The organism is Sporosarcina quadrami, assembly GCF_014836615.1.
Taxonomy (GTDB): Bacteria; Bacillota; Bacilli; order Bacillales_A; family Planococcaceae; genus Sporosarcina; species Sporosarcina quadrami.
Genome location: NZ_JACSQN010000027.1, coordinates 13,874 through 28,874 on the forward strand (window position 1 = coordinate 13,874; position 15,001 = coordinate 28,874).

Annotated in this window: 14 protein-coding genes and 1 pseudogene; 12 read left to right on the forward strand and 3 right to left on the reverse strand. The window is 44.6% G+C overall.

The genetic code is table 11. From position 1 onward, the window contains the following. Positions 1–74: 74 nt before the first annotated feature. The 3 genes from H9649_RS17075 to H9649_RS17085 all read right to left on the reverse strand — a co-directional run bounded on the left by H9649_RS17075 (position 75) and on the right by H9649_RS17085 (position 5,403). The gene (locus H9649_RS17075; protein ID WP_191696114.1) at positions 75–1,769 is read right to left on the reverse strand and encodes a methyl-accepting chemotaxis protein; all 1,695 of its coding nucleotides are present in this window, start codon (positions 1,767–1,769) and stop codon (positions 75–77) included. A 127-nt stretch (positions 1,770–1,896) separates the two neighbouring features. Beyond that, entirely contained in the window at positions 1,897–3,348 is a 1,452-nt protein-coding gene (gene hpaB / locus H9649_RS17080) for a 4-hydroxyphenylacetate 3-monooxygenase, oxygenase component (RefSeq protein WP_191696123.1), read from the reverse strand. Positions 3,349–3,480: 132 nt separating this feature from the next. Beyond that, positions 3,481–5,403, reverse strand: coding sequence for an FUSC family protein (locus tag H9649_RS17085; protein ID WP_191696115.1), 1,923 nt, complete (start codon positions 5,401–5,403; stop codon positions 3,481–3,483). 280 nt (positions 5,404–5,683) lie between these two features. Here H9649_RS17085 and H9649_RS17090 point away from each other — a divergent pair, with 280 nt between their 5' ends. The 12 genes and pseudogenes from H9649_RS17090 (at position 5,684) to H9649_RS17140 (ending at position 14,721) form a co-directional block, all read left to right on the forward strand. Continuing rightward, positions 5,684–6,406 carry a cytochrome c biogenesis CcdA family protein gene (locus H9649_RS17090; RefSeq protein WP_191696116.1) on the forward strand — a complete coding sequence of 241 codons (723 nt, stop codon included), beginning with the start codon at positions 5,684–5,686 and terminating at the stop codon, positions 6,404–6,406. An 18-nt stretch (positions 6,407–6,424) separates the two neighbouring features. Further along, positions 6,425–6,922, forward strand: coding sequence for a redoxin family protein (locus H9649_RS17095; protein ID WP_191696117.1), 498 nt, complete (start codon positions 6,425–6,427; stop codon positions 6,920–6,922). A 15-nt stretch (positions 6,923–6,937) separates the two neighbouring features. Beyond that, entirely contained in the window at positions 6,938–8,065 is a 1,128-nt protein-coding gene (gene msrB, locus H9649_RS17100; RefSeq protein WP_225229970.1) for a peptide-methionine (R)-S-oxide reductase MsrB, read from the forward strand. A gap of 81 nt (positions 8,066–8,146) precedes the next feature. After that, a complete protein-coding gene (locus H9649_RS17105) occupies positions 8,147–8,911 on the forward strand; it encodes a response regulator transcription factor (RefSeq protein WP_191696118.1) in 765 nt (254 codons plus the stop codon). Continuing rightward, positions 8,908–10,638, forward strand: a complete 1,731-nt coding sequence (locus tag H9649_RS17110) for a sensor histidine kinase (protein WP_191696119.1) — start codon at positions 8,908–8,910, stop codon at positions 10,636–10,638. Before H9649_RS17105 ends, H9649_RS17110 begins: the two co-directional genes overlap by 4 nt. 143 nt (positions 10,639–10,781) lie before the next feature. Then, on the forward strand, positions 10,782–11,195 hold the full coding sequence (gene mce, locus H9649_RS17115; RefSeq protein WP_191696120.1) for a methylmalonyl-CoA epimerase: 414 nt from the start codon (positions 10,782–10,784) through the stop codon (positions 11,193–11,195). Positions 11,196–11,222: 27 nt separating this feature from the next. Then, a pseudogene (locus H9649_RS17120) lies at positions 11,223–11,618 on the forward strand (NUDIX hydrolase); the annotation flags it as partial. A gap of 54 nt (positions 11,619–11,672) precedes the next feature. Further along, complete coding sequence (locus H9649_RS17125) at positions 11,673–12,137, forward strand: cytidine deaminase (protein ID WP_191696125.1); 465 nt, start codon at positions 11,673–11,675, stop codon at positions 12,135–12,137. Between the two features lie 111 nt (positions 12,138–12,248). Further along, positions 12,249–12,716: a DMP19 family protein gene (locus tag H9649_RS17130; protein WP_191696121.1), complete on the forward strand. Its 468-nt coding sequence runs from the start codon at positions 12,249–12,251 to the stop codon at positions 12,714–12,716. Positions 12,717–12,892: 176 nt separating this feature from the next. Next, a complete protein-coding gene (locus tag H9649_RS17135; RefSeq protein WP_318241714.1) occupies positions 12,893–13,792 on the forward strand; it encodes a M23 family metallopeptidase in 900 nt (299 codons plus the stop codon). A gap of 48 nt (positions 13,793–13,840) precedes the next feature. Next, the gene (locus tag H9649_RS18105) at positions 13,841–14,056 is read left to right on the forward strand and encodes a PF20097 family protein (protein ID WP_225229971.1); all 216 of its coding nucleotides are present in this window, start codon (positions 13,841–13,843) and stop codon (positions 14,054–14,056) included. Between the two features lie 20 nt (positions 14,057–14,076). Next, positions 14,077–14,721 carry a tetratricopeptide repeat protein gene (locus H9649_RS17140; RefSeq protein ID WP_191696122.1) on the forward strand — a complete coding sequence of 215 codons (645 nt, stop codon included), beginning with the start codon at positions 14,077–14,079 and terminating at the stop codon, positions 14,719–14,721. Positions 14,722–15,001: the final 280 nt, after the last annotated feature.

The window sequence follows — 15,001 nt, forward strand, 5'->3', positions numbered from 1 at the left end:
AAAAAACAGACAACCATTCGATACGTCGACAGGTTGTCTGTTTTGTTGTTATTTGGAAATGTCTAACATTGCACTTACAGCTTAAATCTCCCAACGAGTCCATTCAATTCTTGAGCCATCTGCGCAAGGGCTTTGGATCTGTTCGACACTTCTTCCATCGTACTGCCGATCTGCTGGGAAGCCGCAGAGCTCTGTTCGATGCCTGCTGCAGACTCTTCGGAAATGGCTGCGATCTCCTGGATGGAGTTCGTCATATCCTGACTGTTCGACATGATTTCAGTTAGGTTCACGGACACATTTGTTATATCGGAAACCATCGCAGTCACTGCGTTGCTAATGTCATTAAATGTTTTGCTAGTTGTCGCAATCTGTTCCGTTCCTTGTTCCACTTCCGCGTAGCCACTCTGCAAGGAAGCGACGACCATAGATGATTCTGATTGGATCTGGCGCACAATTTCTGTAATGTTCGTTACAGAATTAGAAGATTGCTCAGCGAGTTTCCGAACCTCTTCAGCCACTACCGCAAAACCTTTGCCGTGTTCGCCTGCACGCGCTGCTTCGATGGCTGCGTTCAAGGCTAGCAAATTCGTCTGTTCTGCAAGACTTTGGATGACGGAGACGAGTTCAGAGATTTTCTGTGAATGTACGTCCAGACCTTCCACTTTCCGGACAGCATCCATGACGATTTCATCGATTTTCATCATCTGATTCGTAGATGAATCCATCAGCTGGCTACCTTCATCCGTCAACTCTAAAACTTTGGTGGAATTTGCTTGTATGTGCTGCCCGTTTTGATCCGTTTCCGTCACTTTCACTGTGAACGTGTCCATCATGACAGAAAGTGAATTTGCACTATCTGCCTGACTTTCGGAACCTGCCGACAAGTTTTGCATTGTCATAGCCATCTGAGTCGATCCTTCCATCACTTCACGGGCACTGAAAGTCAGCTCTTCACTTTGAAGGGATACCGTTTGGGATAGTCTGCTAATGTCGTTAAGTAACTCACGATTGTTTTCTTGCATGAAATTTGTTGCAGCAATAAGAACGCCCAACTCATCGCTAGAATAAATCATAAGTGGTTCATTGCTTAAGTCACCATCTGCTATTGCCTGCATGCGGTTTTTAACGGTACTTAGCGGTTTCGTAATCATATTGGAAGTAATGAGAGCAGTTGCCAGAGCCAACAGAATGACGATGACAGTAACGATGACTGTGACCATTAACGTGGATTGCCCATTTTTAATAACGTTTGCCCCTGCTTGATTAATTTCATCTTCACCGACATTCGCCCAGTAGCTGAATGTCTCAATGGATTCTTGGCCGATTGGATCGAGTGATGCTAGATTCGCTGTTGCCTTTTCTTTGTTGCCCATGTCATATTCGGCAAACACTTTATTGATAACGTCATTGCGCCATTCAGATGCCAAATCGACACCTGTCGAATCGAAGAATTTCTCACCTAACACATTTTTCATATGCTCGGCATAATGATTTCCTTGGTCGTAAAATTCCTCGAACTGCTCTATGTATTTCTTATCTCCTGTCAGAATATAGCTATTTGCAACGCGCAGACCGTTAGCCATGGAATTTGCGAACTGCGTATTTGCAATGAGTAATTGGACTTGTACATCGATAATATCCTCAGTATCTTCATTTACTTTATTGACAGAAATGTAATTATTAGCACCTAATGCTGTGACGAGTACGATGATTAACATGAAACCCGCAAGTAATTTTTGCTTAATGCTTCTTCTTTTTAACAAAGCCATTTGTCCGCACCTCTTTTATAAAATCAGTCATAGTATTATTATACTATCTTAAAAGAAGTGCGACAGGACAAAATATACATGAAAATGAACCGATTCAACAACAACTTTTAGCGTACACGGCTCGTTTTCACTTCCTTTTCGCCAACGAAAGCGCGCTGTCAACCATGCCCATCCCAGTATCTTTCGCATATGACCTATACAGATGTCCCGCAGAACGAACGGGGTCCCCGAAGAAATACCTTTCATACTGCGTTTGTCTTGCACCGAACGCACTCATCGTCAAATCCCATGCGAGTCTGAAAATCCGTACGCGTTCTTCAGCAGGTTTTGTCGCAGCTTGCAAGTAGTGAGCTAAATCAGGTGCAATGGCGGACTGAAAATCACGTTCTGTCGGCAACGTCACCATGCCACTAGCGCCGATGAGTTGGATAATTTCGCTGAACCTCGGATTCACTTTCGGATAAATATTGCTCGCGACTTGCAAAGGAATAATGCTCGGACGCATATACCCTGAAGCATCCAGTGTTGCATCCAGCTCAGACTTATCGAGCAACGCTTTCATCGTTTCGAGAGAGATAATGATTTCTGCAATCTTTTCCTGGATATGTAGGTACTCACCGACATGAATTGTCTGTACCAAGTTTTCTGCAACACCTAACATGAATTCTGTCTTGACGATTTGTCGTGTGATCACTTGATGAATTGTAAAAGGGTGAAATGCACTTGAAGTGAAAAAGTTCATGGCGACTTCAGTATTCTGATGAAAAAGAACACACTCCCACGGTACAAGAACATTGTCAAAAACGACGATGGAGTCAATTTCCTCAAATCGTGAACTGAGTGGATGGTTAAAGGACGAATCTCCGCCGACAAACGATTCCCGACAAATGAAACGTAAACCTTTCGTGTCGGAAGGAATTGAAAAGGCGAACGCTTCTTCAGGTTCGCAAAACAAGGAAGGGGAACTGAAAACGAGTACTTCGTCCGTTAATCCACCTTGAGTGGCGAGCAGCCGAGCACCTTTAATAATAAGGCCATCTTTTGTCTGTCCAACGATTCGAGCGGCAATCGGTTCATCTCCTGTTTCAAAATACGCTTGAGAGCGATTCACTTGAGGGGTAATAAACGTATGCGTAAACGATAAATCGTTGTCTCTTGCCCGTTCGTATAGAGACTGAATATGAGTCGGGAAACAATTTTCCTTCCCTTCCATTAATGCGGTGGAACACGCGAAGCTCATAATGACCGTGTTCAAATAATCAGGACTCCTGCCGAGTAATCCGTATGATTGACGTGCCCAACGTTCGATCATTTTTCGTCTTTTTGCTAAATCATCTTTTGTCCTTGGTTGTAAGTAGGACATACCTACACGTTCCTTTGTTGTCGGCGACTCAAAAGTCATTTCATCGAGTAACTCAGGTTGAACTTGCAAATCATATAAGGAAGCTTTTGATTGAATCAATCCCCTAAACGCAGCCCGCTCTGAAATCGGCATTTTAATCCGTTCTCCGTCTAGCCATATTTCCGTGTCCATCTGATTGATCCGTCTCAGGAATTCACTGCCATTAATCGCCCCCAGCTTCATTCCTCCCTCTCCATTTATGTTTATAGTATATTACCGGAGCATTGTAATTGATCAGCTAATTGCGAGTTAACTGTAAAGGTTTTATTCAACTAAAAAAACGAAGGGAAATTCACCCCTTCGCTAATTTTAAGATGTATATAGTTGTTTTGAAGCGTGTACATCTTCAGTAATTTCTACAATCATCGTCTGTACGATGAGGTCTTCAATCCGTTCCATCGTCTGAAGACGATCTTTCATGCCAGGCAACGCTTCGTGTAATAACTGTTTTGCGGAAGGCGTACCGATTAACAAGTCTAGTTCAGCTGTTATGGTGACGATGTTTGATTCATCGACGCCGTGTTTGTGAATCCACCAATACAGCTCATAAATTGTAGACGCTGCACGTCGCTGATGTTGTAACCACGCTAATTCTTTGTCGGTAGAATTCGCCTGGTTGTTCAGTTTCAAACGATCTTCAATCATCGTTGTGAACAGGAGTAAGTTTTTCATAACATGATCATGACCTGCACCTTTCACTTGTTGTGCTACTTCAAGAAGCATCTCATGAATCGTATCTTCATACATGTCTTTCAAATCTTCATTTGCATCCTCCAACTTATATGGGAGGATGAATTTATTAATAAGCAAAGCAATCACAATACCTAGCACAACGAGGAGAAGCCGTTCCACTGTAAGAATCTCGGTCGTTCCTGTAATGAGAGCAGCGGAACCGATTGCAGAGAAAGTCACGAGAATCGTGCTATAACGGTACACTTTCACATAACTCATCAAATAACCGGCTGTCATAAGCAAGACCGTCCGAATCATCGTTCCTTGGAAAATTGCAAACGCAATGGCGACGAGGATGGCACCTACGACAGTGGCAAATATACGGTCGCGCATTTTCTTTTGGGATTGTTCATAAATCGGAATGATCACGGACAGCACCGTAAACAGCATCCAACGTCCTTCCGTCAGTTCGAAATAGTCGGCAATGAAGCCTGTTAAACTGATAGCGACAGCCATCCGGACAGCATACGAAATCTTGATGGAGTTCGTATGACTCTTCTTTTCGCTGATTCGAAGCTTTTGGAATTTCTTTGGGATATGTTCGAGATTGCGCACTACATTCGATTGTCCTTTACCTAAAGAGGACAATTCAGACAAGCTGTCTTTTAAGAAATCAAGTGCATTCAGCATACGAAATACGGTTTCAGAATGTGTTTGCTCACTCTCATATTTACTAAGCATCTGTTTGAATGAATAATCGAGCGTCTGTACGGCCTCTTTATCCGTTAAGCTATCTGAAGCGGCCGTTAGACAGTCAACGAGGCTGGTCAGTAATGGATTTCGGGATTCGTCCATGTCCATCGTGTCGAGCAGGATATTTATTTTTTCAAACGATGCAGACACATTTAACTTCAGCCGACCTTCTTCTGTCAGATAATAGTTTTCTTCGCGTTTATCATAGATGATCCCTCGTAAACCACTAATATCGGTGCTGATCTGTTCATCGATTTCATCCGTAGCTGTTCCTTCAAGACGGTTTTGCGCTTTGACAATTAATCCGTCACAGATCGCCTGGATTTTCTTATCACCGCTTTTTCGCATCTTGTTTTTATTTGCAAGCAGCTGAATGCCCATAATTGCCAGTGCTCCAAATACAAGAGAGGCTATGCGCATTGGCATTTGGTCCACGGCGACAGGCATCGCGAGAATAAAAATGTATTGAAGGGAAAACGGGAAGTACAGCGGGTTTTTCAAGTTGAAAAGTAGTGAGTAACTAATGACGAACATCGTGATGAAGTTAATCGGAATCGCGAGAAATGGATTGAATCCCGCAAGAAAAGCGGCGAGTCCCATGAACACGTTGAGTGCCACGAATTTCAGCGTGTTGCGAACGGGATGGCTCGTCATATCGCGTTCGAGCAACATGAGCATGGCTGTAATGGTTGAAACACCAATTAGAATGTTTTCATTACCAAAAAGTTTACCAAAAAGCATAACAAAGCCGATGATCCCGGCAAACAGAATGGTATTTGAAATAATGGTTTTCTTTGTTAATTTCATTTAAAGGTTCTCCTCATGTAAGGTTTCAATGATAGTTAGTGTTAAGTAATTTAACATTAAATTAGTGTTGAGTAAAACAATTAACTTAAAGTGAAGAAATCAATCGGCATAGTTTGTCCTAAATGTGAAATATGATACTTAGTTTGTGAATTGTGTTTTTCGAATAGAGCCGATCCGACTACGAATCCTATCATTTTAAAGGTTCTTCCAATGTCAGTCTATGGGGTTTTCTACGAACACTTTTTACAATAGGGGTACTTACTCGAAATGGGGGATTATTATGATTGGTGAACAACTGTTATTCAGCACTGTATTTGTTGCAGGGATGCTGTCGTTCTTTTCGCCATGCATCGTCCCATTGCTGCCGGTCTATGTATCGGTATTGTCTTCCAGTGCGCCAGGTGTAATGGAGTCAAAACGCGTTCTTAAGATTAGGAATTTCAGTTTGAATCCGTATCTTTTATTCAAAACGATCATTTTTGTGTTCGGTTTATCGACGGCTTTCGTCCTGCTTGGTTTTGGGGCAGGGGCACTTGGTGCGGTCATTAATACGAATGCATTCATTACCGTTTGCGGTGCGATTGTCGTCTTGCTCGGCCTGCACCAGATGGGTGTATTTAAAATTCCGTTCCTAGAACGTGAAAACAAAGTAACGTTGCAACGCAGTGACAAAAGGGATCTGCTTGGCACGTATTTGCTCGGTTTCACATTCAGTTTCGGTTGGACGCCGTGCATCGGTCCGATTTTAGGGGCAGTGCTAGGCCTATCGGCGAATGAAGGGCAAGCGGCATACGGTGGATTTCTCATGTTCATCTACGCACTCGGGTTGCTCATTCCGTTTCTTTTCTTGGCAGTGTTCTCAGATGTGTTGCTACAGAAGATGAAGAAATTGAACAAGCATCTCGGCAAGATCCGTGTCGCAGGTGGTGTCCTGATCGTCATTATGGGGATTTTCCTCATGACCAACAACTTGAATCTGTTCGTGTCACTCATTCCACAATAAAAGGAGGAATCATTTAGTATGCTGAAGAAAATACTGATGCTCGTAGCGCTCGTCTCGGTTCTAGGTGCTTGTTCTGGGGGATCGACAAGCGGTGACGCGGGCGAGTCTTTATTCCAATTGAAAGATTTGACTGGTAAGACAGTCGATGTGGCCGATTTTGAAGGGAAGAATGTGTATGTGAAGTTTTGGGCATCATGGTGTCCTATTTGTCTCGCAGGTCTTGAAGAAGCAAATACACTTGCAGCTGAGACGGATGACTTTGTCGTACTGACCGTTGTTGCACCTGACTATAACAATGAAAAGAAGAAAGATGCATTCATCAAATGGTACAAAGGGGTAGAGGGAGTTGAAGATCTGCCGGTGCTGTTCGATGAAGGCGGCAAGCTCGTCCAGAAATTCAATGTGCGCGGGTATCCGACATCAGCTTTTATTAATAAAAAAGGGGAGCTTGTGAAGACGCAACCCGGGCATTTATCGAATGAACAGATTATCGACATGATGAATCAAATCAATTGACGGGAGGAGAGAGCGATGATGAAAATGAAATACCTGATTGGTTTGCTTGTGCTAGTTGTGCTCGGTGGCTGTTCGCTTGGCAATTCGGTTGCGCCGGAAAGTGCTGGGACAACGGGTGCGCTCGTGGCTACACCGACGTCTAAATATCCGGCGAATCCGAATGAGAACTTGTCATTTGACACAGACAAATTGAAAGACATCTATTTGGCAGGCGGTTGTTTCTGGGGTGTGGAAGCATATATGGAGCGGGTGTACGGCGTCTATGATGTGACGTCTGGTTATGCGAACGGCGAAACGGAAAATCCGACTTATGAACAAGTGGTGAGTGGCAAGACCGGTCACGCCGAAACGGTGCATGTACAATATGATCCCGAGCGCACGGACCTCGAGACGATACTGTCCCATTTCTTCAAGATTGTCGACCCGACTTCTTTGAATAAGCAAGGAAATGACCGCGGCACACAATACCGATCGGGCATTTATTATACGGATGAAGCTGAAAAAGCGATTATCGATCAAGTCGTTGCGAGCGAACAGGAACGCTATGACGACGACATTGTTACGGAAGTGGAACTGCTGACGGGGTATACACTTGCTGAAGAATACCATCAAGATTACTTGGAGAAGAATCCGAATGGTTATTGCCATGTGGAGTTCGACACATTGGAAGACCAGGACATTCCGTCTTTGATTGACCCGGCGGATTATCCGAAACCCGATGATAAAACGTTAAAAGAAAAATTGACGAAAGAACAATACAAAGTGACGCAGGGAAGCGGGACGGAAACAGCATATTCGAACGAGTACTGGGATTCGTTTGAAGATGGCATCTACGTCGACATCGTGACAGGCGAGCCGCTGTTTTCAAGCGCCGACAAATATGATTCGCAATGTGGCTGGCCGAGCTTTACGAAGCCGATTATTCCGGAAGTCGTTACGGAGCATGAAGACAGAAGCTTCAACATGGTACGCATCGAAGTGAGAAGCCGCGCTGGGGACAGCCATCTCGGCCATGTGTTCGACGACGGGCCGAAAGATAGAGGCGGCTTACGCTACTGCATTAACAGCGCGGCGATTGACTTTGTGCCGCTTGCGGATATGGAGGCGGAAGGGTACGACTATCTGACAGGATTCGTGAAATAATGTACACTAGTTGAAACAGAAGGAAAGGTGGCTGAGGCTTCCTTTCCTTTTTTCGAATCGATGAAAAATTGGGGGAAACGTATGTATACATTGCTCATTGTCGATGATGAACCAATTATTATTAGGGGAATTCGGTCGTTCGTAAATTTCGAAATGCTCGGAATTACGGAAGTGTATGAAGCGTCAAACGGGGAAGAAGCGCTTGCGTTATTTGAAACGCATAAGCCGGATATTGTTTTGGCGGATATTAATATGCCGAAGATGAATGGCTTGGAGTTTGCGGCGGCTGCGAAACGATTATATCCTTCTGTCAAAATCGCAATGATTACGGGGTATGATTATTTCGATTATGCGGTAGCGGCGTTAAAAGCAGGTGTCGATGATTATGTGCTGAAGCCGGTGTCGAAAACGGATATCCAGAATTTATTGCAGAAGCTGGTCGGGAAAGTGAAAGAGGCGCAGCGTTCGCAGGAAGTGGAGGCGCTGCTTGCCGGACTTGTGAAAAGCTCCGGAGATTCGCAAGTAGGATATAAAGACAAAATCCAAGCAGAAATTAATGCGAATATCGGCAATGCAGACTTTTCCCTCTCTTATTTGGCGAGTGAATTGGCGCTGAATACGTCTTATGTAAGTACGCTGTTTAAACAGTTATTTGGCTCTCCTTTTCAAACGTATATGATGACTGTGCGGATGGATCGGGCCAAGATTCTCTTGCTGAGCACAGAAATGAAAGTGTATGAAATCGGTGCTGCTGTCGGGTTTGACGACCCTAATTATTTCAGTGCTTCATTCAAAAAGCGGTTTGGTGTCTCGCCTAATCAGTTCAAGGAGCGGTCGAAGGAATGAAAGGCATGCAATCAAAGACGTTGCGATTCCAAATTTCGGTTCATTACATAGTGGCAAGTGCATGTACGCTAATTCTTATGGCGGCTATCCTTTATATCAGTATGTCCTCGATCATTCTCGGGGAGGCGGCGGACAAGACGAAATCCGCTGTGAATAAAAGCGGCATGTACATCGATCTGTATATTGACAGGATGCATGCGATTTCCGCATTGCTCGCGGAAGACCCTCAACTAGTCGGGTATTTATCTAGTAGCGAGCGTGATGAAGCGGTTCGGGCGGATTTGCTGAAGACGATCGATACGGCACTGGCGTCTGATGAATTTATTAAGTCAGTCGTTATCGTCAGTAAAGACGGTCAAGTATTGTCCAATGAAAAAGAGCTGACGATGAGCAAATCGACGAATATGATGCAGCAGTCGTGGTATCGTTCTGCGATTGAGCAAGGCGGCCAGCCATTCCTGACGTCTGCGCGGATGCAAGAGTTTACGATGGATAAGGATACATGGGTTATTTCTGTTAGTCGGGAGATTACGAGCCGAGATGGTGACAATATTGGTGTGTTGCTCATTGACCTGGATTATCACGTGATTGAGGATTATTTAGCGAATACGGAACTCGGTTCGCAAGGGTTTTCGTTCATTTTGAATGATCAATCGGAAGTTGTCTATCACGAAGATCCGAGTTACTTTGGTGATGAGGCGAAGCGGGATATGTTGTTGAGAATTGTTGAAGACCGCGCTGGGTATGACGCGAAAGGCAATACGCTGACATTTACGCATCATCTGGAAAATGCAGATTGGCTGCTTGTCAGTGTGTCGTCGCAAGATAGTTTGCGCATGATCAAGCGGCAGATGATCGAGATTTTTGTGTGGGTAGGGATTGTGTTGTTGTTGCTTGCAACGGGGAGCGTGTACGTGTTTGCTGGGCGTATTACGGCGCCATTCCGGAAGCTGGAACAGGCGATGACAGAAATCGAAACGGGTTTGGCAGAAGTGGAAGTCGATGCGAAAGGCTGTTATGAAGCGCAAAGCTTGGCGCGGCATTTTAATTTGATGACGCACAAGATCGATAAATTAATGCAGGAAATTACGGAGAAGGAAAAGCATTTGAGGACGTCTGAAATTAGCGCGCTCCATAGCCAGATCAACCCGCATTTCCTGTACAATACACTCGATACGATTGTGTGGATGGCGGAGTTCGGCGACAGTGAAAAAGTGATCGATTTGACGAAAGCACTCGCGTCGTTCTTCCGGTTGTCGCTCAGTGGTGGCAGTGAATTAACGACGGTGGGCAATGAACTCGAGCACGTCCGGCACTATCTGTTCATCCAGAAAGAGCGGTATGGCGATAAATTGCAATATGCAATTGAGTGTGAGGAAGATTTGCGTGAAATTGAAATACCTAAATTGCTTGTGCAGCCGATTGTGGAAAATGCGTTGTATCACGGGATTCGCGGGTTGTCGCGGCAGGGGATGATCTCGATTAGTGCGCGTGCAGAAGGCGATGCGATCCTGTTAGTCGTCACCGATAATGGAGAAGGATTTGACGTCGGAGCGGTTGAAACGGGTGCGTCAGGTGCAACGGCTAAACTCGGAGGCGTCGGTATTCAAAATGTCGATGAGCGGGTGAATCTGTATTATGGTGAGGGTTATGGTGTGCAGGTGAAATCGAGTCCGGATTCGTCGGAAGGGACGACGGTGACGATTCGGCTTGGCCGGGTGTTGTAATTGCCTGTTGCGAGGTGGAAATGGTGATTGCGGTCAATAAGGAGTGCTTTAATTGCCCGTTGCGGGGTGGAAATGTCGTTGACGGTCAATTGGAGAGGGGGTTCATTGCAAGGAAAGCGTTTATCATGATTGGAGGAAGTAAAATGTATCATGTATTTGATCATATGGGGATCGCTGTCAGAAGCATTGACGAGGCGCTGCCTTTCTATATAAATGTGTTAAACGGGGTTTTGGAAGACCGGTATACGAGTGAGGCACCTGGTGTAGAAGTGCATGTAGCGGTCGTCCGAACAGCAGACAATCTGATTGAGTTACTGGAACCGACGAATAAGAACTCGCCGATTGCCCGTTTTATTAAGCAAAAAGGAAAAGGCGTTCATCATATTGCATACCGCGTGGATGATTTGGACAAGGCGATTGAGGATGCAAAAGAAAAAGGCGTGCGTTTTCTGGAAGATACATTGCGGACGAATGCGCGTGGCAGAAAGCTAATCTACATGAATCCCGCGTCGACAGAAGGAACACTTGTGGAACTGTGCAGCTATCCAGAGAATTGATTGCGTACTATTGAGGGGGACATGAGTATGTATGTGAACGTTCGTGCGATTATTGAAAGAGAAGGTGTACAGGGACCGGAAATTGTTATTCAGAAACGGATGAAAGCCTATGAGGGAAAGACTCCGTATGAATTGCCTGGAGGGCAGTTAGAAGAATATGAATCTCTTCTGGATGCTCTGAAAAGGGAAGTGCTTGAAGAAACAGGTCTTCATGTGACAACAATTTTTGGTGAAGAGACAAAAATTGAAACGGACACGATTGATAGCAACATTGAAGTAATGAAGCCCTTTACTGTTTATCAAACACTGAAAGGGCCTGTCGATTCAATGGGTGTCTATTTCAGATGCCATGCAAGAGGTGATCTCGTTGAAAAAGGTGACGACTCAGCAGATGTGAAGTGGATTTCTGTTAATCAATTAAGAGCACTTTTAGAAAATGATGAAATGGATTTCAGTTGGGTGGATCAATCCGGTATGATGTATTACTTGAATTGGTGTAAGGAGCAAAAAGAAGTGAAGACGAATATCGAACAACAATTATACGAAGCGGCTACGGACTTGATCCAAAAGCGTTATCCAACCGGATGGGGTGGAGCGGCGGCAATATCTACGAATGACGGTACGATTTTGACGAGTGTCGCACCCGAAGTCATCAATGCTTCGACGGAGCTTTGCATCGAAACAGGTGCGATATTGGAAGCGCATAAATACCAGTCGAAAGTGACGCATTCCATCTGCGTCGTACGGGATGATGAACAAGCGGAGTTCAAGGTGCTTACTCCTTGTGGGGTTTGTCAAGAAAGGCTCTTTTACTGGGGGAGTGACGTGAAAGTTGCCGTTACGCGAATGAATGATGAAGAGTCGCTGTCGTTTAAAACTTTAGAAGAAGTGCAACCGTATCATTGGATGAAGGCATACTCTGAAGAAAAAGTTCTTGATTGATGGAAGCTTCTGTCGCCATTAATAAGCTGTACTTTCTACGGTGGTTGGTAAGTAAGTGAGTATACGGACATTGAAATTATGTGGGTAGTATGAGGTAACAGGGGGAGTGAAATGAAGCCAACAATGAAGAGGGGAAATTTGACAGCCACCGCTGATATATGGAATGCCGTTATTTCAGTTGTTAGTGACCGTGAAGAATCATCTACTGACACAACGTTAATAGAAGCATCATTACTGTTGCAATACTACTCCGAGATCGAAAGTGGAGGGCATGAAATATTACTGACATCGCTCGAATCGTTTTTTTATGATAATGGTATAGAAAGTTATTTAACTGATTTAATAACGGTACTCGAGAAAATTGGTGCTCACGATTATGCTTTGATTGAAAAAAAGTATGGTCAAGAAATGTGGAGGCTGTACGTAGATTTAAAAAATGGTGAGATTAAAGAGGATGCTTTTTATACGGTTATCGAAAAGGCTGATGCTGAATATGACAATCTAAATCAGAAGTTAGAGGGTTTAGTAGAGACATATTTTGTAAGCATTCATACGGAGTTAATAAACGTAATCGAATAGCATGTCCTGATGGAAAATGGAATGATCTGTGAGATATAATGTACAATAGCACCTTTGAAACGGCTTCAAACTGTTTCAAAGGTATTTTTGTATGTATTTTTAATACAGATAATTGAAACTATTGACCATCCCCTCCGTATACGTATAAGCGAAGAAATAGGGGGAGGAGAACGTTTGTGGCTTTTACAATAGTAATGGTGTTGGCCATTCAGGTCGTGTTACCCGCGGTTTTTTTATTCACACTTTGGCGGGCAAATTTTAAAAGTAAACTGGAGTGGATTCTGGATGCAGTGGCGACAACATTATTTGCAGCATGGCTGTTCCAAGCAGGGAATTGGAGTTGGATCGGGTATTATTTCCGTTATCTCCTAGTCGTTATACTGATTGTGGCTTTAATTTTATCATGGAGAAAAATGCGGGAACTGCCGCTCAAAGTGGATTATTCATCCAAACAGAAGATGCCGATGGGTGTTTCGGTTTTCCTTGCCGCGGTATTTGGTGCTTACAACGTATTTGCTTTCACGGGTTATACGACAAATGAAACCGCACTGGAATTGGCTTTTCCGTTAAAGGAAGGGACTTATTTCATCGGTCAGGGCGGCAACAGTACTATGCTTAATTATCATCATTCGTATGAACCGCAGCAGTATGCGCTTGATATTTTGAAGGTTAATCAATTTGGCATTCGTGCGAATGGTCTTTATCCTAAAGAGCTAACGAAGTATCACATTTACGAAGACGATCTTTTCAGTCCGTGCAACGGGAAAGTCGTTGAGATGGAAAACGGGCTGCCGGACTTTGCTCCGCCTGAAGCAGATCCGGAAAATGCAACAGGAAATTATGTGGCACTGACGTGTGAAACGTCTGATGCGGTTGTCTACCTGGCGCATATGCAAAAAGGCAGCGTGACCGTCGAAGTGGGTGAACTGGTGGAAGTCGGCCAGAAAATCGGGATGGTGGGGAATTCAGGAAATACGACAGAACCCCATTTGCATATCCATGCTGAAAAAGATGGAGTTGGCATTCCGCTTCGCTTCGACGGAAAGTTTCTAGTCCGGAATCAGCTGGTCCGTTAGCACGGCTGAAATGCCAGTATGCAATTCACAGTTAGAGGGGGAACTTTGATGGAAGAGGAACTTAAATGCTTTCAATGCAAGGGAGAGCTTGTGAAAGGGTATGTCTTTGCGTCGCACAGAGTGTACTGGTCGGAATCTGAAAAACCCGCCTTCATGGATGAACGATCGGCGGAGATCCTGATCAAGATGTCCGTGTTCAAAATGCGGAAAGTACCAGCCTATCGATGTGAGGTTTGTCAGCTTGTGACTTTTTCGTACGGCTAGGAGAACTAAGTGAGAAGGGCGTGGATGAAACAATGGATGACAAGCTGAAACGGGCATTTGACCTGTTTGATAATGGTAATCTCGAGGAAGCAGAAGCTCTTTATGATGAATGCCTGAACGAGATGGATAAAGGGACCGCTGCTTATGAAACCGCGTTGCATATGATGGGGTTTACGAAAAGCGCATTAGGCAAGTATGAAGAAGCGCGCTTACTTTACCTGCAACTCAGGGAAGCTGCGCAATCTGAACAACATACGGAAAAAGAACAAATTGCACTGCACCAGCTGGGAATGGTCGAGCGGATGGCAGGGAACTACGGGAAAGCGCAAGAATACTTTTTGGAAGAGATTGCAATGCTGGAGCAGAATAATCCCACGTTTCATGCGGGATTTGCCGCCAATTACTATGAACAGGGAATGATTCTGCTGAAGCAACATGAATCTGATCAGGCTGAGAGCATCATGAAAAAATCACTTCTGTATGCCGAAAAGTCAGGTGATCCGATTAGCATCGGCTGCTCTTTGCGTGGACTTGGGGAGATTTCCCTGGTGCAGGAACGCCGAGAGGAAGCGACGGATTATTGTATGCAGGCAAGGATGGCATTTGAGGGGGCTGGTGAAAGAAATGGTGTCCGCGAGATTGATGAATTGCTGCAGACAGAGTAATTGAAGGTGCAAAAGTCCACTTTTCCATTTAGGGGGAAGCGGGCTTCAGTCATGTCCTTTGTGTCCTCTGTCACGGGATCGAACATTTCGATGCGGTCGGGTTACGTTGCGATACGACCGAGTTACGTTTCGTTGCGCAAGGGTTACTTTTCGATACGGCGTCTACGTTTCGATACGACCGAGTTACGTTTCGTTGCGCAAGAGTTACTTTTCGATACGACCGTTCTATGTTTCGATACGGCGTCTACGTTTCGATACGACCGATTTACGTTTCGTTGCG